Source organism: Nonomuraea indica (assembly GCF_002850745.1).
GTDB lineage: Bacteria > Actinomycetota > Actinomycetes > Streptosporangiales > Streptosporangiaceae > Nonomuraea > Nonomuraea indica.
Window position 1 is genome coordinate 269,503 of record NZ_KZ559471.1, and the last position, 21,559, is coordinate 291,061.

Sequence of the window (21,559 nt, forward strand, 5' to 3'; positions counted from 1 at the left end):
CGCTCACACCGCCCCGGCCCGCGCGCCCGACCTCATGGGACAGAACAGCTGGCGGCGCCTTCCCAGGGACCAGGCCGCGGCCACCGCGAGACCGGCCGCGGCCAGGCTCACCACCCGGGTGAGCCGCACCGCGCGGCGGATGTCCCGCACCTCCGGCTTGCGGCCGTCGCCCATCTCGGGACGGTGCTCGGTCCGGCCTGCATAGACGTTCACGCCGCCCAGCGTGACGTCCAGCGCCCCGGCGAACGCCGCCTCGCACCGGCCCGCGTTCGGGCTGGGATGCCGGTGGCCGTCCCTGGCCAGCACGGCCAGCGCCCTGCGCCGGTCAGGGGCGGCGGCCACGGCCAGCAGGCCCGTGATCCGCGCCGGGACGAAGTTGGCCACGTCGTCCAGCCGCGCCGCCGCCCAGCCGAACCTCTCGTACCGCGGCGACCGGTGCCCCACCATCGCGTCCAGCGTGTTGACCGCCCGGTAGGCCAGCAGGCCCGGGACACCCGCCAACGCGCCCCAGAAGAGCGGGGCCACGACGGCGTCGGAGGTGTTCTCGGCCAGCGACTCCACGGTGGCGCGGGCCACTTCGGGCGCCTCCAGCGCGGACGGGTCGCGCCCGCACAGATGGGGCAGCCGGGCCCGCGCCCGCTCCAGGTCGCCGTCCTCCAGCGCCCCGGCCAGGTAGGCGCCCTCCCGCGCCAGGGTCGTGCCCCCCAGCACCGCCCACGTGGCGGCGGCGGTCAGCGCCGCGTGCGCCACAGGATGCCGTACGCGCTCGGCAGCCAGGCCGAGGCCTGTGACACCGCCCACGCACACCACCACGTGCAGCACGCCGTTCGGGCGCGCGTCGCCGTACAGGCGCCGCTCCACGGCCGCCGCCGCCCGGCCGAACAGCGCCACCGGATGACCGGCCCGCGGATCGGCGATGAGCGCGTCCAACAGCACCCCGGCGGCGATGCCGGCGGCGCGCGAGCGGGCCCGCTCAGACCAGATGGACACGAAGCTCTTCCTCCTGCGCGTCCAGCCACGCGGCGGCCCGGCGGATGCGCTGCCCGGCCCCGTCGGCCCACATCCGGGCCCAGCCGCCGCCAGTCGCCGCCCGTTCGCGCATCACGTCGTACGAACGGTGGAAACGCAGCCGGGCCAGCTCCAGCAGCCGGCGCCGGTCGCGGGGCGGCACGCCGTACGCGTCGCAGAACAACCGCAGCCGCGCCCCGACGTCCAGCCCGCGCAGCAGCGGATGCCGGTCGACCGGGTCGGCGATCGGCGCCCAGTGGCGCAGCGCGGTCACCACGTCGAACAGCCTCGTCGTCGGCCGCGCCAGATCGAAGTCGATCAGAGCGGCGGGCCGCCCGTCCCTGAACACCACGTTGTCCGGCGTCACGTCACAGTGCCCGACAACCTCGGGCGGCGCGTCGTCGTTCGACCCGGCCTGCCACCCGCCCCGCTCCAGCGGGAACCCGGCGGTCGCGTCGTGGAACTCCCGCAGCAGCCCCGCCACCCCCGCCAACGCCTCGTCCCCGACGACCGCCGCCCGCAACCCCGTCGTCCCGGGCAGGTACGTGAGGACCTCGCGTCCCAGCTCGTCCACGCCCACCACCCGCGGCGCCCCGTCGAAACCGGCGGCCTCGAGATGGCGGAGCAGGGCGTGCACGGCAGGTGTGAACGGGCCGACGGGCCTGCGCACGGTGTCACCGACACGCACCACCCCGTCTGTCACGTCCCCGCCCTGAAGAGGGATCTCATGGAGGAGCGTCGCGACCATGCCACGACACCTTAGCCCCATATGTACGGCTCCCGCCTGGCGTTTTCGGCGACCGTAACCACCCGTACACCGGGCAGACGGATGGGCACGGCACGCTGGCACCGGCAGAACGTGTGCGTGACACGTCGCCGGATCATGCACAATAAGGCGGGAGCGCCCTTAGCTCAGCTGGATAGAGCACCGGACTTCTAATCCGACGGTCGCAGGTTCGAATCCTGCAGGGCGCGCAACCAAGACCAGCTCAAACACCGTCTGAGCTGGTCTTTTGCATGATCGGCGGCGTGGCGCGGCAGGCAGCGGGAGGCCGCCGCGAGCAGCCCTGTGCCAGTGGTCACGGAACATACGCGGAATGCTCGCAGGAGCGTTTGCCCAGGTCGGTGCGGCGGTTTCGAGCCCCGGAACGGCGAAAGGACCCCGAGATGTCCCGGGGTCCTGCCGTGGGTTGTGGTCACGCCGCGAGTGCTTCCAGGATGCGCCGGTTGGCGACGTCCCGTTGGCAGAGCATGCGGACGGTGACGGTGTCGGCCCAGGAGGTGCAGGTGACCTTGTCGAGCCGGGGCAGGTAGTCGCGGCCTCGCAGGTGCCGGCCGAGGCCGGAGACGGTCATGACCGGGTGCCAGTGACGCCGGTAGACCAGACGAGCCGCCACCAGGCCAGCAGCCGGTAGCCCACCCAGCGGGCGAAGCCGGCGCGGTCGGTCAGCGCCCAGGCGACGAGGCCGGCCGGGACGGGCGTGCTGAGCTGTCCCAGCCCGAACCCGCCCAAAGCGCCGAACAGGACATCGAGAGAATCGCCGCCGTACTCGTGGACTACTCCACTCCCGCAGACGGCCCCATCGACATCGAAGCGCTCGCGGGCGCGGTCGCCGCCGCCAAACGCAACTACCAGGCGTGCCGATACGCCGAAGTGACCGCCAAACTGCCGGTCCTCCTGCGCCGGCTCCGCGCCGCCTGCGCATCCTTGCACGGCGACGACCGGCTACGAGCTCACGCCTTGTGCGCCGAGGCGTACCACGTGACCGCTTCCATCCTGCTCAAGCAGGAAGACAAGGGCCTGGCATGGCTCGCCGCGGACCGCAGTGTCCAAGCCGTGCACGCCAGCCAGAGCCCGCTCATGATCGGTTCAAGTTCCCGCATCATCACCCACGCCCTTATGGACGGCGGACACCACCGCGCCGCCACCGACAACGCACGCGGCGCAGCCCAACGCATGGACGCCGACCTCACCACCCCATCCCCGGACGACCTGTCCATCTACGGGTCTCTGCTGCTACGCGGAGCCATCGCCGCCGCCAACACCGGCAACCGGCACAACACCGCCGAACTCCTCGACGAAGCCGCCGAGGCCGGCACCCGGCTCGGCCACGACGCCAACCACATGTGGACCGCGTTCGGCCCCAACAACGTCCTGTGCCACCGGGTCAACGTCGCCCTGCGCTTCGGCGACGCCGGCACCGCCATCGACTACGCCCGCCAGGTCGAGCTGGACAAGCTCCCCATCAACGAACGCAAGGCCACGCTGCTGCTCGACACCTCCCGCGCGTTCCTCATGTGGAACCAGCACGACAAGGCCCTGCACATCCTGCGCGCCGCAGGCGAGATCGCCCCCGAGGAAATCACCGGCCGCCCCGCAGCCCTCCGGCTGGTACGTGACATCCTGGCAACCGCCCCGATCAGCGTCCGCCGCGAAGCCGACGAGTACGCGGCAACCCTGGGAGTCATCGCGTGACCCAACCCGGCAAGGTCCTCCACATCATCGTCTGCGCCGCCGGCCCCGCCCCCGACGTCGGACGCCTCGTCACCCTCGCCCAAGACGCCGGCTGGACCGTCCAGATCATCGCCACCCCATCGGCCCTCGACTTCATCGACGTCACCGAACTGGAGAAGCAGACCGGCCGCCCCGTCCGCAGCCAGTACCGCAAGCCCCACGAACCCAAGTCCCCCAGGGCCGACGCCATCATCGTCGCCCCCGCGACCTACAACACCATCAACAAGTTCGCCCACGGCATCGCCGACACCTACGCCCTCGGCCTCCTGTCCGAAGCCCCAGGACTCGGCATCCCGGTGGTGATCCTGCCCTTCGTCAACACAGCACTGGCCTCACGCACACCGTTCCAACGCAGCGTCGACCAACTCCGCGCCGAAGGCGTCCGCGTCCTGCTCGGCCCAGGCCAGTTCGAGCCGCACCCGCCAAGCTCCGGAGCGGAACGCATCGACAGCTACCCCTGGGCTGCGGCACTGGAGAACTTGCCGAATTGATCTGTTAGGTATCAAGGCGGCGGCGCGGCGCGCCGCCGTACCCCCGGCCCTCCGCCCGCCCGCCGTCCGGGCGTGCGGCCCTGGGGGCCGGTCCCGGACGGCGGCGGGACACCGGGCCGGGTACCGCAAGCCAGCCGCGCCGTAGGGACCGAACGCTCCGACCAAGGTTGCCACGCCGCCGCACAGATGCGCCCCCACGATCGCCATAGCGTGGCTGGCCGCTGTACGTGGCTGGGGGCGATCGAAGGTCCAGGGCTTCGTCCCTCAGCCCCGGCCCACCGGGCAACGTGGCTGATCACCTTATAAACGGTAGACGGCGATCAGGCTCAGCGCTCAGTTCGTGCACTCCGAGCCCTCCGTTACCGTGCGAGCGTCCTCATTGCCAGCCCTACGATAAGTCGTACTCGTCGATCCACAGATCGGCGCCAGCTCTGTGAAGAATACTGATGGCTTCTTCGTCGAGAACGAGCCCTCGCAGGCTGGAGTGCTCTCCCGGTTCGAACGACCGAAGCATGACCAACGTGGCCGCTGCGCCACCAGCGGTCAGCTCTCCGATTCGATCCCAGGCGCCGGCTAACTGATTCATCACAGCTTCCACCTGCTCATTTAGTGAGGTGGTCCCCGCAAGACCGGAGTCGAGCATCCATTCGTGTCGTGGCGGTATCAGGCGCCCACTCTTCCCGCCGCGTCGTGACTCCTTCGCCTCAGACCGAGTCGGCTCGACACCTACGTATTGGGCGATCTGCCCAGGATCCAGTTCATCGGACTGGATCATGAAGTAGACCTGCTGCTCGACGACCACGTGGATACGGTAGCGGTTCAAGGGTTGGCGGACGCCTGCATGACTTGAAAGGGCAATCACAGGACCAGCGCATGATCGTCGTGCCAGGTGTGGCAGGTGCAAGGTTGGAACTTGCGTAGGCTGATCCGACGGTTTTACAGCCTTCCGACTGTCGCCCAACGGCCCCGCCCCTTTAGGCAGGCAGCTTCGCTTGCGCGGAAATGTCGGTCGCGTGCTCTACCGTGTCCGTCCATCGAAGAGTTGACCATGGTGCAAGACCAGCACAGGAGCGCTTTCGTGGGTGTTTTCTATGAGTACTACCGTGCCCCGGACCGCGTCGCGGCGACCGTCCATCCAGAGCATTCGCGTGTGATCGCCGACGCCTCTCGTGGGGTCCCGGTGTTCGACGTGGTGGAGACCAAATGGATCGACCCTATGGTGGTCCTGGGCAAACTCGTGGCCTTCGCGTGCGAAGTGGGCTGGTCCGTGGACCTGGTCGAGACCGAGGATCTGTACCCGCCCCCGGAGGGGGCCCCGCGAAGCGACGAGGAGTGGGATGCCCTGCCGGAGGACTCTCCATACGTGGATGGGCCGGGAATCGCGGAGCTGTCGGTGAAGGTACGCGACGTGCTTGCCGATGTGGACGACGCACGCTTGCCGGCACTGGCCGAACAATGGGCGGCCATCGAGGAGTTCTCACACTTCACCGACGATGACGACGGTTACATGCTGTCGCTCATCAAGGACCTTGTCGGTTTGGCTCGTCGAGCGAGAGAAAGCGATCAATTGCTCTACTGCTGGATGTGCTGGTGACCGGCGGCTCGCATAACCATGATGGGATTGCTCGTCGCCACGGTTCCCGGCGTAGCGGCGTGCAACAGTCCGCACATCGGCCCGGCTGGGTTCAGCTGGAGCAGGAAGGGCCAGACGTTGGAGGGCTGCGTCCACACGGATGACCCCCGGCCGAGGGCAGCTCTAGTTGCAGCTCTGGTTGCAATCCAGCCTCGTACAGCGCCGTTCCAGTAGAACCAGCATGGCCAGGTGGTCCAGGTTGAACTGATCCGGACGGCCGAGATCCGAGCTGCTAATGCGGTTTGGGCGGTGGGTCTGGCGTCGTGCCATGTTGCGCGCCCGTTAGGAGGGTGATCGACTTCAGTCCAACGTAAGCAGACCGTTACTAAACAGCGTGGCGATTTCGCCGATCGAAGCGCTCAATCACGGCAACCAGGCCGTACGCCTGCGCTGCCCGTGATCGATGGGCCACAATGGCCCGCATGTCTGCTATGCCCGAGAAACATGTTGAGCCCGCATCTTCGTCGCGATTCAACGACTACGACAGGATCGCCGAGGGGTACACGGCCGAGAACGAGACCAGCCTCCTGAACGCGTACTACGAACGGCCCGCGATGCTGGAGCTCGCCGGGGACGTGACCGGAAGGCGTATCCTCGACGCCGGCTGCGGCTCGGGTCCCCTGTTCTCCGCGCTGCGCGATCGAGGTGCCATCGTGACCGGCATCGACGCGAGCGCCGGGATGCTGGAGATGGCCCGACGGCGGTTGGGCGCCGACGCGGATCTGCGGGTCGTTGACCTGGCCGGTCCACTGCCCTTTCTCGACGAGGCGTTTGACGACGTCATCGCGTCCCTGGTGCTGCACTACCTGGAGGACTGGGGACCGACGCTGGCCGAGCTGCGACGCGTGCTGAGGCCTGGTGGCAGACTCCTCCTCTCGGTCGATCATCCATTCATGAGCACCCTCATGCTGCGCATGGCCGGGGAAAAGCCCAAGTACTTCGAGACCCGCAACCGGACCGAAGAATGGACCATGGGCGGGCAGACCGGCCAGATGAGCTTCTGGGACCGGCCGCTGCACGCGATGACCGAGGCCTTCACCGCGGCTGGCTTTCGCATCAGCGTCATCAGCGAACCGCCGTTTGTGCCGGAAGCCCGCGAGGTGTTTCCCGAGGAGTTCCGCGAGATCACCGGCCCGAGGTTCCTGTGCTTCCTGTTCTTCGTTCTCGAAGCCGGTTAACGGCGCCTGTAAAGATCAATTGCGGTGATTGAGCGTTTCAGTGGACGATTCCCGTCAACTGAAACGCTCACTCACACCTTGCCGAGCGGGTCAGCGGTGTATAGCTCACTACGCCCGAGACCGCTCTCGTTGGAACAGTCGGCCATCTGGGACCCCTACTGGTGATGGGGGATGGCATCCCCGGAAGATCCGGAACATGCACGGAATGGTCTCAGCCTGGCTTGCTCGACACCATGGAAGATGGCAGGTCACGCCGCCAGCCGACTCACCAGCCACACTCCACTTCTAATCCGACGGTCGCAGCTTCGAATCCTGCAGGGCGCGCGTTCTGTGAGCAGCACAAAAGAGCCCCTGACCAGCGGGAACGCGGGTCCGGGGCTCTCTTGGTGTGTGCGGTGGTGTGCGGTCAGCGGCGGGTGACTGCGGTTGGCTGTGCCAAATACGTGCGCAAGTTCTCGGGGCGGTTCCCGATCACTCGGCGTCCTCCTTGAGCGCGTCGGCGATCCGGCGCTTGGCGGCTTCGTCCTGGCCGACGATGCACTTGGCGTAGATCCTGAGCAGGACTTCCACGCTGTGGCCGGCCCACTCGGCTACCTGTGTGGGCGGTACCCCCGCGTTGAGCCACGTCGAGACGCAGGCATGGCGGAGGTCGTAGACCCTCCTGGCCAGTGGGGAGGCGACCTTCGTTGGGGTGAGGGCGTCCTGCCGGGCCTTGGCCCAGGCGCGCCGGTAGGTGATGCTGGGCAGTTCTCCTCCGCGCACGCCGGAGAACAGCCGGCCGTCGGCGGCCTTGCCGTACGGTGCGGCCAGGTGCGCCCTGAGAATCCGGACCAGGACGGGCGGAATCGGCACGGGCCGGGTGTGCCCATCCGCCCGGTGCTTCAGAGCGCGCTCCTCGCGGAGTGTCTCGTCGTCGGTCCACTCCCGCCCGGCGAACGGGGCCGCCTTGGCGAAGCGCAGATCTCCCCACTCCCCGGACTCCTCCCACTCGCCGGTCTCCTCGTTCAGCACCAAGGGCGGGAGGGTGACGTTGTGGTCACGCAGGTTGACGACCTCCTCCGGACGCAGCCCCGCGTAGTACATGAGGGCGAAGAACGCCACCAGACGCTTGCCGCTCGGTTCCTGAGCCTCTACGGCGGCCAGCAGGGCGCGAGCCTGGACGTGGTTGACCACGCTGCGACGGTCCACTTCGTGGCTGGTCTTGGGCGCCTTCCACTTGATGCCCTTGAGCGGATTCACCGGAAGGAGCTTCAGCTCGACGGCGTAGTCGAGAGCGTTCTGCAGGATGGTCTTGTTCCGGAGAACGGTGCTGGTGGCTGCCCGCTTGCCGTCGAGTCGGCACGTAGCCGTGTCCAGCAGGGTTCGTACCAGAACGGCATCATCGGCCGGCGCGGACACGGGCCGGGTGTTCGCCGACAGCCAGCGAAGCGCGTCGGCCACCTCCCCGGACGCCTCATCACGCTGCTTGGTGTTGAAGCCCCAGCGGCGCATCGCCGTGCGGAGCGCGAGGTCAGCCGGCTTGCCCCGCCCGCCCGAGAGCATGGCGGGAGTCGCGGCCGTGAGCGCGCGGGCGATGTCCTGGCGGTACTTCGCCGACGCGCTCTTCCCCTTCATGTCCACGAACTTGCAGGCGAAGCCGTACCAGGTCATGTCCGGGCGCTCCGTGCGGTTCCAGGAGACCGGCTCACCGGTGAGCAGACTGAACGCCTCTCCCTTCCGTGCGGCGGCCTGGATCTCGCCCCGGCGGGTGGCGGCCTGCGCCGCGTTGCGGAACGGCTTACGCCACGGCTGCTTCCCCACCTTCCAGCGGACGTAGTACGTGCTGGCCTTCTTGCCCTTGTAGGCCTCGGTCCTGTAGACGCGAACGTCGTAGGTCAGGCGGCGTCCTCCAGGGCCGCGAGCCACTGAATCAGCGCTGGGTCACAGGCCCTCGATGTAGCCGGCTGCGATGTCGTCGGGCGGGTTGGTGTACAGGCGCAGGTAGCGGTCGTTGGCATGGCCCAGGCGCCGCTCGAGCTCGGCCCGGTTGTGGCCGGAGGTCTGCGACAGGCTGTAGGCGAGGGTGGCGGGCGTCGTGCGGCCGCAGCGTGCCGAGCCTGCGCTCTGGGTCGGGCATCTGGGCGTCATGCAGGCGGCGCCGGCCGAGGTCATCCCTTCGACCCCGTGAACGCGATCCCCGCGATCAGCTGGCGCTGCATGACCACGAAGAGCACGATCACCGGCAGCGACGCCACGACCGACCCCGCGAACAGGATCGGGTAGTTCGTCAGGAACTGCCCGCGCAGCGAGGCGAGCCCCGCCGAGAGCGTCATCATCTCGGGGTCGGTGTTGACCACCAGCGGCCAAAGCAGGCTGCTCCACGACCACATGACCGTCAACATGCCCAGCGCCAGCAGGCCCGGCCTGACCAGCGGCAGCAGGATGTGCCAGTAGATCTGCAGCGGGTTGGCCCCGTCGATGGCCGCCGCCTCGTCCAGCTCCTTGGGCAGCGACAGGAAGAACTGCCGCAGCATGAACGTGCCGAAGGCGCCGAAGACACCCGGCGCGATCAGCGCCTGCAGGGTGTTCAGCCAGCCGAGCCCCTGCATGATCTCGTAGCGCGGGATGAGGAACAGCTCGCCGGGCACCATCAGCACGGCCAGGAAGGCCATGAACAGGATGCCGCGCAAGGGGAAGCGCAGCCGGGCGAAGGCGAAGGCCGCCAGCGAGCACAGCAGCAGCTGCCCGGCCGTCACGGCGGCGGTGACCACGGCCGTGTTGACGAACTGCCTGGCCAGCGGCACCGACCGGAACACGTCGACGAAGTTCGACCACTGCCAGGAGGGCGTGAACTTCGGAGGTACGCGCAGCGAGTCGGTCAGCGTCTGCAGGGCGACGATGAGCTGCCAGGCGAACGGCGCCAGCATGACCAGGGCGCCCGCCGCCAGGAAGACGTGCGCGGGCCAGGTCCGAGGCTTACTCATAGTGCACCCACTTCTTCTGGAGCCTGAACTGGATCGCGGTCAGCGCCAGGATGATCCCGAGCAGGACGACGGCGATCGCCGCGGCCAGGCCGCGCTGGTTCTGTACGAAGCCCTTCTCGTAGAAGAGGTAGACGATCGTGCGGCTGCCTTCCAGGGATGGACTCTTCGGGTCGACCATGAGGTAGACGAGGTCGAAGACCTGCAACGCGTTGATCATCGTGATGACCAGGACGAAGAAGGTCGTGGGCGTGAGCAGCGGCAGCGTGATGCGGAGGAACTGCCGCAGCCGCCCGGCTCCGTCGATCTCGGCGGCCTCGTAGTAGTGACGCGGGATGCCCTGCAGCCCGGCCAGGAACAACACGGCGTTGTAGCCGATCGAGCTCCAGATCCCGACGACCGCGATGGCGTAGATCGCGAAGTCGGGGTCGCCGAGCCAGTACGGCCCGTCGATGCCGAGGTAGCCGAGCAGGTGGTTGATCACGCCGAAGTCGCCGTTGAACAGGTAGCTCCAGGTCAGGCCCACTGCGGCGGGCATGGTGACCACGGGCAGGAAGTAGAGCGTCCGGTACAGGCTCAGCCCGCGCAGCCCGGGGACGTTGAGCAGCGCCGCGACGACGATCGACAGCGGCACGCCCGCCAGCACCAGCACCGCGTAGAGCAGAGTGTTGCCGAGCGCGCCGTACATCTCCTCGTCGACGGACAGGTCGGTGAAGTTGGCCGTCCCCACCCAGGTGTAACCGCCGAAGACGCCCGACTCGGTGAAGCTGAGAAACAGGGTCTGGACGATGGGCCACAGGTAGAAGACGGCCAGCCCCAGCGCCATCGGGGCGATGAGGAGGTACCCCCACGCCCACTCGCGCCTGGTGTGCATCAATTACTCCTTGGCCAGGATCTCGTTCATCTGCGTGGCGATCTCCTTGGCGGCCTCGGCTACCGGCCGCTTGCCCGCCCAGGCTTCGGCGAGCAGCTTGTTCTGCACGTCCTGCCACTGCGCGGTGTTCAGCGACACCGGGTACGGCACGCCGTGCGGCATCGACGCGTCGTAGGTCTCCTTCAGGTGGAACGACGGGAAGGCCTTGTACCAGCCCTCCTGTGTGCCGTCGCGCAGCGAGAGTGCGCCGCCGCCCGCGTCGGCGAGGATCTTCTGGGCCGGCTCGGAGGCGACGAACTCGGCGAAGGCCGCCGACTCCTTCGGGTGCTCGCTCTTGGCCGAGACGGCGTTGGCCAGGCCCAGCAGGATGACGGCCTCCTTGGCCGGTCCCTTGGGCAGCGGCGCGACATCGATCCGGTCGCGCACCTCGGGGTTGGCCCAGAACGTGGCGGCCAGCCAGGCGCCGCCGTAGAACATGCCGTACTTGCCCGACTGGAAAAGCGTGATGACGTCGGTGTCGGCGTAGACCTCGGCGATGGGGGCGACCTTCTCCTCGATCATGGAGGTCCAGAACTCCAGGCCCTGGATCGAGGCGGGGTCGTCGAAGCCGCTCTTCTTGCCGTCGGCCGACAGCACGTTGCCGCCCGCCTGGATCATCGTGGGGTAGAAGGCGCCCTGGTCCCACATGTGGGCGAGGATGCCGAACTGCTCCTTGGACGGGTCGGTCAGCTTCTTGGCGGCGGCCTTGACGTCGTCCCAGGTCCAGTCGGCGGTCGGGTAGGCCACCCCGGCGGCGTCGAAGAGCTTCTTGTCGTACCAGAGCGCGGGGATGCTCACGGTGTGCGGCAGGCCGTACAGCTTGCCGTCGTAACGGTAGCCGTCGACGACCGCCGCGGGCAGGCCCTGGGCCTTCGACTCGTCGACCGGGGCGATGATCCCGCCCTTGGCGTACATGCGGACGTTGAGGCTGTTCATCCAGAACACGTCCGGCGCGGAGCCGCCCGACGCGGCCGTCTGGAGCTTGGTCCAGTACTGGTCCCACGGGGTGATCTCGAGCTTGACCGTGACGTTCGGGTTGGCCTGCTGGAAGGCGGCGATGATCTTCTCGGCGCTCGCCTGGTCGTTCTTGTCCCAGATGGCGTAGCTGATCGTAGCCTTGCCCGAGGCGGCCGTTTCTCCGGACGAGCCGCAGCCCGCGATCAGGACCGCTGATCCGGCGAGGAGGGCGAGGGGGAGGCGAAAACGCATGGTTGGCTCCAGGTTGGGGGGTCAGGGGTGGAGGTTGGAGGTCCAGATGGCCAGCTCGCGGTCGATCTCGGCCCTGGTCCGGGGGTGACCGGGGGCGTCGGGACGTCGCTGCCAGGGGTGCGGGCCAGTGGCCGGGCGATACTCCACGCTCAGCGCGTCGAGCCGCTTCTCGTGTACGGCGAGCCGTACGAGGAAGTCGTCGAAGTCGCGCTCGTCGCTCCACATGGCCTCGGCGAAGGCCGCCAGGCGCGGGAAGGCCATGTAGTCGAGCAGCCTGGGCGAGTCGATGTGTTCGGTCCACAGCGCCGCCTGCGCGCCGAGGATGCGGTCGCGCTCGGCGAGGCCGGGCGGGACCGGGTCGAAGGAGTGGACGGCTTCCAGGGAGGTCACGCTGCCGATCGGCACCGGCTCCTGGTCGCCCTCCGCCTGGCGGAAGTCGAGGTAGGTCTCGGCGAACGGGGAGACGACCACGTCGTGGCCTGCCCGTGCGGCCGTGGCCGTGCACGTGTGGCCGCGCCAGGCGCCGACGGTGACGCCCGGCGGCAGGCCGCCCTCCAGGAGCTCGTCCCAGCCGAGCGGCTTACGCCCGCGGGCCAGCAGGTAGTCGGTGAAGTGTCGCATGAGCCACGACTGCAGCTCGTCGGCGTCGCGCAGGCCCAGCTCGCGGATACGTTCCTTGGCGGGGACGCTCTCGTTCCACTGGGTCTTGGGCGTCTCATCGCCGCCGACGCAGACGTACCGTCCCGGGAAGAGTTCGAGGACCTCGTCGAGCACGTCGGTGAAGAAGGCGATGGTCTCGTCGGAGACGTTGAGCACGTTCTCGCCGACGCCCCACTCGGTGCGCACCTCCAGAGGGGTGGCGAGGTTGCCGAGCTGCGGGTAGGCGGCGATGGCGGCCTGCGTGTGGCCGGGCAGGTCGATCTCCGGGACGATCGTGACGAAGCGGTCGGCGGCGTAGGAGACGACCTCCCTGATGTCGTCCTGGGTGTAGTAGCCGCCGTGCGGACGGCCGTCGAACAGGCGGTGGCGCCGGGCGCCCAGCGGCGACTCGCGCCGCCAGGCCCCGACCTCGGTGAGCTTCGGGTACTTCCTGATCTCCAGCCGCCAGCCCTGGTCGTCGGTCAGGTGCAGGTGCAGGACGTTGAGCTTGTGGGCGGCCAGCAGGTCGATGTAGCGCAGCAGGTCGGGCTTGGGCAGGAAGTGCCTGGCCACGTCGATGAGGCAGCCGCGCCAACCGTACCGGGGGGCGTCGCGGATCGTGACCTCGGGGATGCTCCAGGCGCGCTCGCCGGTGCGGGCGGCGCGGTAGGCGGCCGGGTCGAGCAGCTGGCGCAGCGTCTGCGCGCCGTAGAAGGCGCCGGGCGGGGCCGAGGCCTCGATGAGGACGGACCGGGTCGTGGCGGTGAGCCGGTACTCCTCGGGAGCCAGGCCCTCGACGAGGCGAAACTCGACGCCGCCCGGCCCCTCGGGCAGCCGGAGGCCGGTGGCGGGGGTGAGGACCTGGCGGGTCCATTCCGCCGCTCTGGCCAGCGCCGGGTCGGCGGTCAGCCGGGTCGTGGAGGTGAAGGTGAAGCGTCCTTCTCCGGTGACGCAGGAGGAGGGAGCCGGGATCGCGGTCACCGGGGTCGCCGGGGTCGCGGTCACAGGGCCTGCACCGTACGGCTCTCGCGGGCGCGCTCGGCCGCCCACACGACGAGGTGCCCGGCCAGGGCTTCGTCCGGTCCGGCGCCGAGCGGCGCCTGGTCACCCGCGGCGACGGCCTCGACGAACGCCCTGACGAGGCCCGCGTCGCCGCCGCCGTGCCCGTCGGACAACGACGCGCCCGCACCGCTCCCGGTGTCGATCATCTCCTCGGCCCCGGTCACGAAGTCGACGACCCTGATCCGCTGTCCGTCGCCCTCGGCGAAGCCGTGGCTGCCGAACACGCGTGTCTTGCGGTGCTCCAGCGGCGTGAACGCCGTCATCGTGAACGACGCGGTCGCGCCGTGGGCGAACTCCAGCGTGACGACCTGCTGGTCCACGACGTCGTTGTCGCAGTCGTAGACGCAGCGCCCGTAGGGGCCGGTCTCCAGCGCGTGCATGACGCCTGCCGTGCTGGCGTCCGAGGTGACCGCGCCGAGCGGCCAGAACTCGCGCACCGGGTCGCCGAGGCAGCCCAGGTAGAGGCGGGTGGCGGAGTAGGGGCAGGACGGCTCGACCGGGCAGCTCACGCACCGGGCGCCCGCGCCGTCCGGGCGGTTCTCCGGCCGGAAGTGGGTCAGCGAGCCGAACGACGACACCGCGACCGGCTTCTCGCCGATGATGTGGAGCAGCCAGTCGATGTCGTGGCACGATTTCGTCAGCAGCATCGGCCCCGATTCCACGGCGTTGCGCCAGGAGCCCCGCACGAAGGAGTGGGCCATGTGCCACCAGCCCACCGGCTCCAGGTGCTGGACACTGGAGATCGATCCCAGCCTGCCGCTGCCCAGGAGCTCCTTGAACGCCCTGGTGTAGGGGGTGTAGCGCAGCACGTGGCAGACCGCGAAGACGACGCCGTTGCGCCCGACCGCCTCGACGATGCGGCGGGCCTCCGGCTCGGTGGGGGCCAGCGGCTTCTCCAGCAGGATGGCGTAGCCCAGGTCGGCGAAGGCCACGGCCGGGTCGGCGTGCATCCGGTCCTGGGTGGCGATGATCACTGCGTCGGCCAGCTTCGGCACGGCGGCCAGCTCGGCCCATCCCGTGAAGCAGGCTTCCTCCGACAGGCCGTGCTCGGCGGCCAGCGCGGTTCGCCTGGCCGGATCCGGGTCGGCCACGGCCACGATCCGCGCCCTGCCGTCGGCGACGGCGGCCCTGGCGTAGATCTGGCCGCGGGCTCCGGCCCCGGCGACGGCTATAGTCACAGTCATTCACGGACCCCTTTATTGTGGACTCCATAAATAGTCATGGATCCCGCCTTGCAGTCAAGCCCCGCTTTGCCGGATGATTTCATTAAGTCTCGGAGACCGTTGACGATGAGGAGCGAATCTGTGCAGGTCAGTGGTGGGGATCTTCAGCGTCTGCGTCAGCTGAACTCCCTGAGCAGCATCCGCGCTCTGCGGGACGCGCGGGCTCCACTGACGCTCACCGAGCTGTCCGCCCAGACGGGGCTGTCGCGGGCCTCCGTGGGTGACGTCGTCACTGACCTCCACCAGCGCGGCTGGATCGCCGAGGTCGAGCCCGCGCCGGGCACCATGGGCAGGCCCGCCAAGCGTTACCGCTTCCGCGCCGACGCCGGTCACGTGCTCGGCATCGACATAGGAGTCCACAAGGTCCTGGCCGTGGTCACCGACCTGGCGCGCCGCATCGTCGCCAGCGGCAGGGTCGCCGTCGACCGGCACACCCCGCGCGCCGAGCGGCTGGAGGCCGTGTGGCGGGCCGTCGACGCCGCCCTCGTCGCCGCCGGGCTGACCGCAGGCGACGTGTGGGGCGTGACCGCCGGCAGCACCGGCGTCGTCAACAGGGAAGGGCTGGTCACCCGGGTCGAGGACCTTCCCGACTGGCCGGGTGTCGACCTCGCCGGCCACCTCGGGCAGCGGCTGCCCTGCCCGATCACGATCGAGAACGACAGCAAGCTCGCCGCCCTCGCCGAGCAGCGGCTCGGCGTCGCCGAGGGCGTGCAGGACCTGGTCTACCTTCACGTCGGCCGCAGGCCCGGAGCCGCGCTCATCCTCAACGGCCACCTCCACCACGGATTCAGCGGTGCCACCGGCGAGGTCGGCCTCATGGAGATCACCGGATGGCGCACCATGGCCGACCTGCTGAAAGACAGCCCCGCAGCAGAAGGCGCCCCGCCGGAGGAGGCCGCCCGGCTCGTCTTCGGCGCCGCCCGCGCCGGAGACCAGGAGGCCATGGCCGCCGTCGACGCCTACGCCCGCCAGCTCGCGCTCGGCACCGCTGCCATGGTGCTCACACTGGATCCCGAGCTGGTCATCCTGGGCGGCGGGTTCTCCCGCTCGGCCGACATCCTGCTGCCGGCTCTCCAGCGAGCCCTCGAACCCCACTGCCTGCGCGTGCCGTCCATCCGGCCCTCGGCGCTCGGCGAGGAGTGCGTCGCCCTGGGCGGCGCTTGCCTGGCGCTCGACCACGTCGACGAGCACTTCTTCTCGCCCGAGGGCACGCTCGCGGGCCCCCCCCCCCCCCCCCCCCCGCGGGGGGGGGGGGGGGGGGGGGCGGGGCCCCGCGCGTCAGGCCTTCTCGTACGGGAGGATCTCGGCGAGGGCGGAGGCGCCGCCGATGCCGTAGTCGGACCGCAGCCTGATGTAGCGGGCCGAAACCCCGTCGAGGCTGACGTCGTTGGGCGCCGTCATGCGCGCCCACTCGACGGCCTTGACGTCCCTGAACGTCACCCCGTCGTCGCTGACCTGCACCATGCCCTTGAGGATGGTGCCGTTCATGTTGGTGCGCAGCTTGGGCTGGAACCGCACTGCGGACAGTTCCCTGACCCTGCCGAGGTCGACGGTGATCGTGTGCGGCTGCGGCGGCACCACGGGGTAGTCGGAATGGAAGTCGGTGGTCAGGTTCCCGTCGACCGCCCGCTTCGGGTCGCCGATGCCCGGCTTGAACGTGCTGGCCGTGGCCTTCAGCTCGGCCGGCGGGATGCGGCGGCCCGCGGGCTCGGCCGGCCAGATGTGGCGTCCCTTGCCGGGCTCCTCCGCGACGATCTCGCGGTCGGGACCGGTGCCCTTGCCGCGGATCAGGATGTCGGTGACGACCGCGCCGTGGTCGGAGTACCAGGGGTACTGGGGGTAGAGCGGCGTCTGCTGGTGGCGGGGCAGGCGCTGGATGTCGGCGCGCGAGCCCAGGACACGCACGTCCTCGCCGCGGGCGAAGACGTAGTCGATGCGGCCGGGGATGGCACCCATGCCGTGGAAGGGGCTCCAGGTGCGGCCCGGGTACAGCCCCGCGTCGGCGTTGGCGTAGCGGAAGGTGTCCATGAAGCCGTGGTCGGTGTACTGCTTGGTGTACGGCCAGGGCAGCACCAGGCCGCCGTGGCCGGGCGAGTCGGCGAACTGCTCGCTCCAGTCCAGGTGTGACTGGGCGTTGAGGTCGCCGCCCATGAGCACGGGGGCGCCGTCGTTCTCGGTGAACTGCGGGATGGCCTTCTCCAGGATGGACTTGCCCATGGCCATGCGGCGCAGGTAGTCGCCCTCGAGGATCTGCGCGTCGGTCTTGGAGCGCGGCAGGCCGTGAGTGTTCTCCACCGCCGCGTTGTGCGTGTCGCCGTAGGCCCAGCCGTCGTGCCAGGTCCACAGGCTGAAGGCGTGGACGTGCTGGCCGTTGGGCAGGCCGAGGCGGGCGCCGCCGATGTTGAAGGAGTCGATCTCGGCGTCGGCGTAGCGCGGGTAGACCTTCTGGACCTCCAGCTTGGTGTACAACCACAGGTTGTCGCCGTTGTGGCTGTTGTCCTCCGGGTGGGTGAGCCGCACACCCGTGAACCGGTCGCCCTCGGACCGCCCCGCGTTGAGCCCGTCGAGGATCTTCTCGCCCGAGCCGTAGCCCTCGACCACGAAGAAGATGTCCGGGTTGACCTCGTTGATGTAGTCGATCATGTGGGCGAGGTTCTCGCCGGTCGTCTCCTTGCGGTCGAACGTGCCGCCGACGAACAGGTTGAACGCCATCAGCCGCAGCTGGGTGCCCACGTGCTTCTCCGGCAGCGAGGTCAGCGAGACGTCGACCGTCACCTCCCCGGCGGGAAGGGTGAAGGGACGGCTGCGGACCTGGCCGTCACGGGTGTACATCGTGTCTCGTGCCCACACCTGGTCGCCGGTCTTGACCGTGGTGACGAACTCCTCGACGCGATGGGGGCGCGCCTTGCCGGTGGCGATCACCGTGCAGGTGCTGCCCGGCCCGCCCGTACCGTCGCAGTCGAGCCGGTGGACCGGCTTGTTCGCGGGGTCGGCGGTGGCGCTGGTGGTGGTCGCGGAGAGCAGTCCGGTCAGGGCCACGGCGGCGGCCAGGGGAGGGATCAAGCGGCGCATGTGCAGTCCTTCTACTGGGGGATCGAGAGGTGGGTCGCACACGGGTGAAGCCCACTATCGACAGGCTCCAAAGGAAGTTTTCCCACATGTGACCCCTCCCTTCGAGATCATTGCGGCATCGGAGTGATGCTGCAAGGGCTTCGCGGTGACTATTTATGGACTCCTAAATAAACATCGCCGGATAAACCGAGGAGTGGACAGTGCGGCGATGGGAGAGGCCTTGCCTGAAGGCCGCACGATCCACCGGCTGGCGGCCGAGTTCCGCACCCGGTTCGTCGGGCAGGGGAGTGCGGGTCAGCAGTCCCCAGGGCAAGTTCAGCGAAGTGCTGGTCCTTCGCTATGACGGGTACGGCAATCTGCTCTGCGTCGCCCAGATGGTCGCTTGGGCGGCCGACTGGAGGGCCATGTGCTGGCGGGCATCTGTGAGCGGACCGGCCTGTGCAGAGCGATCGTGAAGTGCTGGGTTCGCTGGTCGCGTGAGCACGGCTGGCTCGGCGTTGTCGAGCAAGGTTCCACCGTGCGCTTCCGGGAGGGTACGAGCGCGGGTCTGGACGACGACGGCCTGGGCAACCGCGCGGCCCTCCGGTGCGGTGCATCCCCCGCGACATCACCCGGGCGCCCTGCGGCACCGACCAGCCCAGCGCCGGCCTGACGCGCGCTGTACCCACAACCCGGCGAGCCCTCGCCGCCGGGTTCGCGCGTCACCCGATGGGCAAATCGCCCGAACGCCCGAACCCGAGCCAGAGCCGAACAAGCCAGCTGACCACACTCACAGGGTGGGACCGGAATACGCCAGAAACCTGCCGTGATGACCGGTAGGCGCAGGTCAGCGGGTGGCCGAGCTTGGACGGGCGGGACCAGATCAATCCGTCAGGGGCAGGCACTCGGCGAGCAGGTCGACGATGTCGCGCCAGGCTCGCTGCGCGTGCCGTGGGTGGTAGCCGACGCCGGGGACCACGGCGTGGTCGACCGGCGGGTGGTGAAAGGCGTGCAAGGCGCCGCCGTAGACCACGAGGCGCCAGTCGACGCCCGCGGCCTGCATCTCGGCGGTGAACGCGTCCCGTTGCGCGGGCGGCATGATCGGGTCTTCCGAACCGACCCCGGCCCACACCGGGCAGCGAATGCGCGCCGCCTCGCCCGGTCGGCCCGTGATCAGCCCGTTGACTGTCCCGATCGCGCGGAGGTCGACGCCGTCGCGCCCGAGCTCCAGCCCGATGGCGCCCCCGGTGCCGTAGCCGACGGCGGCGATCCGGTCGGGGTCGGTCCGCGGTTCGGCGCGCAGCACGTCGAGCGCCGCGTGGCCGATGCCCCGCATCCGGTCAGGGTCGGCGAGCAGCGGCATGCAACGGGCCAGCATCTCCTCGGGGTCGGTGAGCAAGCGCCCGCCGTGGAGGTCGAAGGCCAGCGCCACGTATCCCAGCTCGGCGAGCGCATCGGCTCGGCGGCGCTCGACGTCGCTGAGCCCTGGGCCCTCTGGTCCGAGCAACACCGCGGGGCGGCGCCCGGTGCCGGAAGGCAGCGCAAGGTGCCCGATCATCGTCAGGCCGTCGGCCGGGTACTCGACCGTGCGGGTTGTCACTGTCGTCATAAGACGGGACTGTAGTGATCGTAGAACCCGGGTCGGGCCGGTGTTCACCGCTGGCAGAGTTCACCGTGGGCAGAACAGCGCGGGTGTGCCTCTGAAATGCGGCGATGGCTCACAAGGTCCGTCACGAACCCCGTTCTCGCGGCAGCGTTATCGGATCACCTGCCCTTGCCGCGGTGCTGGAGGCTGACCCTCGCGGCAGGTTTCTGGCAACTTCCGGCTCACCCCTCACACAGCGTCGCGAGAGCCGTGCCCCAGACCCACGGGCATGGCTCTCGCTCTCACCGACACTCAAGGCAGTTGATCAGTAAGTGGCTCTCACATGGTCGAGTGGTGGGGCGCCTGCCCAGCTCGGTAGCGGCTCGCATCTTCCTCTCCACGGGGGTGGGAGGTGATTGCTCTCGGAGCCTGCGATGATGCCGCCGACGATGGCGCACGTGGTGTCGACGTCCCCGCCCGCCGCCGCCGTGGTCCACATGGCCGCTTCGAAGTCATGGCGTTCACGGGCTGCCACCCAGAGGGTGAACGGGACCGTGTCGTGAGCGGTGACCTGTCGCCCGTTGCCGAGCATCCGGGCGGCCAGCGTGGGGTCGCTGATGGTGAGGAGCTGCCGAGCCTCGGCGATGCCGTCGTGGACCATGCTCGCGGGCACGTGCTCCCTGACGCGGTCGAGGAAATGCCCGGCGGGCAGGTCGGGGTCGTTGACGGTTACGGCTGTGGCCACCGCGACGGCTATGGCGCCGGCCACCGCTTCGGGATGAGTGTGGGTGACCTGCGCTGACAGGGCGGCTTGATGGACGGCTTCGGCCAGGTCGTCGGCGAACCAGGCACCGAGTGGCGCCACCCGCATCGCGGCGCCATTGCCCCACGAGCCCTTGCCGTCGAAAAGCGCCGCAGAAAGCGCCCGCCAGTCGCCTCCTTGACGTACCAGCCGGAGCATCCGGTTCGTCGCCGGGCCGTACCCGCGGTCGAAGTCATGACGGGCGGCGAAACTCGTGGCGAGTTCGTCCTGGTCGATGGTGCCGTGGTCGGCCAGGACGCGGTAGATGGAGCACGCCATTTCGGTGTCATCCGTCCACTGCCACGGGGCGGGCGGAAGAAGGCGAGAAGAGAGGGCGTGACGATTGGGTGGAACGAAGAACTGGGAACCGAAGGCGTCGCCGAGGGTCAAGCCATGGAGCGAGGCTGTGGCCCGCGCAAGGAGATGAGCTGACATTGCTCTCATGGTGAAGCACGCCGGGTGTCGGCCTGCGTGCTTCACGTTCGGTCAGCGCATGGGTGAAGTCTGGCGGTACGTCGCGGCTTCCTTATCTCCGGGTCGTCCAGCCCGGTGTGCGATGCGCGATCGGCTAACGGAGCTCTGATCGCTCGCTGTGGCCATGGATGTCCCGGGCGAGCAGCGTCAGCCATGCCCAGGCTGCAACGATCATGATGCGCTGGAACAGGCCGCCGAGGGCCACGAGGTTCGGCGATTGGGCGAAGGCCGCGTTCGAGAGTCCGAGGGTGACGAGGACGACGACGGCGGTCGCGGTCGAGTACAGCGCCCAGCCCCGCCGGTTGTCGGCGGCGAACCGGCGGGCGAACACGACACAGGCCCCCAGGATCGCGACGAAGGCGACCAGCGACGCGGCGTCGTGCAGAGCCGCCTGGGCGCTGCCGTAGGCAGGCAGCAGATCGGGGCTGCCGGCGGGGTACCCGCTCACCGGGTCCGCGGTGAACAGGCCGGCGCCGACGAGGCCGAGCGCCCACATGCCCACGAGCGACGGGCCCCATGGTGTGCCGGGCCCTGGGCGCAGATTCCGTCGGAGCCCGGCGGCGAAGACGGTGGTCAACACGCCGGCGACGAGGAAGGTGGCGCTCTGCACCCAGCCGTGGTCGCCGAGGGCGAGGGAACTCACGGGGTGGCGCAGCGGATCGTACCCGTTCCGGACGGCCCCCTGGATCAGGAAGCTGAGAACGAACAGCGGGCCGGCGGCGATGCCACAGATGAACGCGATCTTGGACATGGAGCCCTCCTTGAGCAGGTGAGGCCTGTCAGTTTGGATTGACAAGTGGCGGCTGTCAATCCAAA

20 protein-coding genes, 1 tRNA gene and 1 pseudogene are annotated in these 21,559 nt (G+C 69.2%); 6 read left to right on the plus strand and 16 right to left on the minus strand.

The annotated features are described in order from the left end of the window. Positions 1-3: 3 nt before the first annotated feature. Positions 4-990, minus strand: coding sequence for a cobalamin biosynthesis protein (locus CXR44_RS17980; protein WP_425437426.1), 987 nt, complete (start codon positions 988-990; stop codon positions 4-6). Then, positions 974-1,756: a phosphotransferase gene (locus CXR44_RS17985; protein ID WP_101787215.1), complete on the minus strand. Its 783-nt coding sequence runs from the start codon at positions 1,754-1,756 to the stop codon at positions 974-976. The genes CXR44_RS17980 and CXR44_RS17985 overlap by 17 nt, the downstream gene beginning before the upstream one ends. A gap of 153 nt (positions 1,757-1,909) precedes the next feature. Here CXR44_RS17985 and CXR44_RS17990 point away from each other — a divergent pair. Next, a tRNA-Arg gene (locus CXR44_RS17990) sits at positions 1,910-1,983 on the plus strand. 221 nt (positions 1,984-2,204) lie between these two features. Here the strand turns inward: CXR44_RS17990 and CXR44_RS40975 are convergent. Both CXR44_RS40975 and CXR44_RS40980 read right to left on the minus strand, forming a co-directional pair. Beyond that, the gene (locus CXR44_RS40975) at positions 2,205-2,363 is read right to left on the minus strand and encodes a hypothetical protein (RefSeq protein ID WP_245899240.1); all 159 of its coding nucleotides are present in this window, start codon (positions 2,361-2,363) and stop codon (positions 2,205-2,207) included. Then, positions 2,360-2,521 (minus strand): hypothetical protein, encoded by a 162-nt coding sequence (locus CXR44_RS40980; protein ID WP_245899241.1) that lies wholly within the window; start codon positions 2,519-2,521, stop codon positions 2,360-2,362. Before CXR44_RS40980 ends, CXR44_RS40975 begins: the two co-directional genes overlap by 4 nt. A gap of 39 nt (positions 2,522-2,560) precedes the next feature. On the opposite strand from CXR44_RS40980, the gene CXR44_RS18000 reads away from it, so the two are divergent. Together CXR44_RS18000 and CXR44_RS18005 are read left to right on the plus strand one after the other, a co-directional pair. Then, entirely contained in the window at positions 2,561-3,484 is a 924-nt protein-coding gene (locus tag CXR44_RS18000; RefSeq protein ID WP_101787216.1) for a transcriptional regulator, read from the plus strand. Next, positions 3,481-4,014: a flavoprotein gene (locus tag CXR44_RS18005; protein ID WP_101787217.1), complete on the plus strand. Its 534-nt coding sequence runs from the start codon at positions 3,481-3,483 to the stop codon at positions 4,012-4,014. Before CXR44_RS18000 ends, CXR44_RS18005 begins: the two co-directional genes overlap by 4 nt. A gap of 388 nt (positions 4,015-4,402) precedes the next feature. On the opposite strand, the gene CXR44_RS18010 is transcribed toward CXR44_RS18005, so the two are convergent. Then, positions 4,403-4,816 (minus strand): DUF4279 domain-containing protein, encoded by a 414-nt coding sequence (locus CXR44_RS18010; protein WP_101787218.1) that lies wholly within the window; start codon positions 4,814-4,816, stop codon positions 4,403-4,405. Positions 4,817-5,092: 276 nt separating this feature from the next. Between CXR44_RS18010 and CXR44_RS18015 the strand changes: the two genes are divergently transcribed. After that, on the plus strand, positions 5,093-5,608 hold the full coding sequence (locus CXR44_RS18015; RefSeq protein ID WP_144069996.1) for a hypothetical protein: 516 nt from the start codon (positions 5,093-5,095) through the stop codon (positions 5,606-5,608). A 452-nt stretch (positions 5,609-6,060) separates the two neighbouring features. Then, positions 6,061-6,825 (plus strand): class I SAM-dependent methyltransferase, encoded by a 765-nt coding sequence (locus tag CXR44_RS18020; protein WP_101787220.1) that lies wholly within the window; start codon positions 6,061-6,063, stop codon positions 6,823-6,825. A gap of 471 nt (positions 6,826-7,296) precedes the next feature. On the opposite strand, the gene CXR44_RS40985 is transcribed toward CXR44_RS18020, so the two are convergent. Genes CXR44_RS40985 through CXR44_RS18055 form a run of 7 tightly spaced genes read right to left on the minus strand, consistent with a single transcriptional unit; the run spans position 7,297 to position 14,792 of the window. Next, positions 7,297-8,730, minus strand: coding sequence for a tyrosine-type recombinase/integrase (locus CXR44_RS40985; RefSeq protein ID WP_245899242.1), 1,434 nt, complete (start codon positions 8,728-8,730; stop codon positions 7,297-7,299). A gap of 15 nt (positions 8,731-8,745) precedes the next feature. After that, on the minus strand, positions 8,746-8,952 hold the full coding sequence (locus CXR44_RS18030) for a hypothetical protein (RefSeq protein ID WP_144069997.1): 207 nt from the start codon (positions 8,950-8,952) through the stop codon (positions 8,746-8,748). A 20-nt stretch (positions 8,953-8,972) separates the two neighbouring features. Further along, complete coding sequence (locus CXR44_RS18035) at positions 8,973-9,788, minus strand: carbohydrate ABC transporter permease (RefSeq protein ID WP_101787222.1); 816 nt, start codon at positions 9,786-9,788, stop codon at positions 8,973-8,975. After that, positions 9,781-10,659: a carbohydrate ABC transporter permease gene (locus CXR44_RS18040; RefSeq protein WP_101787223.1), complete on the minus strand. Its 879-nt coding sequence runs from the start codon at positions 10,657-10,659 to the stop codon at positions 9,781-9,783. The genes CXR44_RS18035 and CXR44_RS18040 overlap by 8 nt, the downstream gene beginning before the upstream one ends. A 3-nt stretch (positions 10,660-10,662) precedes the next feature. Then, entirely contained in the window at positions 10,663-11,907 is a 1,245-nt protein-coding gene (locus CXR44_RS18045; RefSeq protein ID WP_101787224.1) for an ABC transporter substrate-binding protein, read from the minus strand. Positions 11,908-11,928: 21 nt separating this feature from the next. Then, positions 11,929-13,551, minus strand: coding sequence for a beta-N-acetylhexosaminidase (locus CXR44_RS18050; protein ID WP_245899243.1), 1,623 nt, complete (start codon positions 13,549-13,551; stop codon positions 11,929-11,931). Continuing rightward, a complete protein-coding gene (locus CXR44_RS18055; protein ID WP_101787225.1) occupies positions 13,548-14,792 on the minus strand; it encodes a Gfo/Idh/MocA family protein in 1,245 nt (414 codons plus the stop codon). Before CXR44_RS18055 ends, CXR44_RS18050 begins: the two co-directional genes overlap by 4 nt. A 105-nt stretch (positions 14,793-14,897) precedes the next feature. On the opposite strand from CXR44_RS18055, the pseudogene CXR44_RS18060 reads away from it, so the two are divergent. Beyond that, positions 14,898-15,944: pseudogene (locus CXR44_RS18060) on the plus strand (ROK family transcriptional regulator); the annotation flags it as partial. Positions 15,945-16,109: 165 nt separating this feature from the next. On the opposite strand, the gene CXR44_RS18065 reads toward CXR44_RS18060, so the two are convergent. The 4 genes from CXR44_RS18065 to CXR44_RS18080 form a co-directional block, all read right to left on the minus strand. Next, positions 16,110-17,903 (minus strand): discoidin domain-containing protein, encoded by a 1,794-nt coding sequence (locus tag CXR44_RS18065; RefSeq protein ID WP_101787226.1) that lies wholly within the window; start codon positions 17,901-17,903, stop codon positions 16,110-16,112. 862 nt (positions 17,904-18,765) lie between these two features. Beyond that, the gene (locus CXR44_RS18070) at positions 18,766-19,491 is read right to left on the minus strand and encodes a dienelactone hydrolase family protein (protein WP_101787227.1); all 726 of its coding nucleotides are present in this window, start codon (positions 19,489-19,491) and stop codon (positions 18,766-18,768) included. Between the two features lie 301 nt (positions 19,492-19,792). Continuing rightward, positions 19,793-20,659 (minus strand): ADP-ribosylglycohydrolase family protein, encoded by an 867-nt coding sequence (locus CXR44_RS18075; protein ID WP_245899244.1) that lies wholly within the window; start codon positions 20,657-20,659, stop codon positions 19,793-19,795. 178 nt (positions 20,660-20,837) lie between these two features. Further along, on the minus strand, positions 20,838-21,494 hold the full coding sequence (locus CXR44_RS18080) for a DUF998 domain-containing protein (RefSeq protein WP_101787229.1): 657 nt from the start codon (positions 21,492-21,494) through the stop codon (positions 20,838-20,840). Between the last annotated feature and the right edge of the window lie 65 nt (positions 21,495-21,559).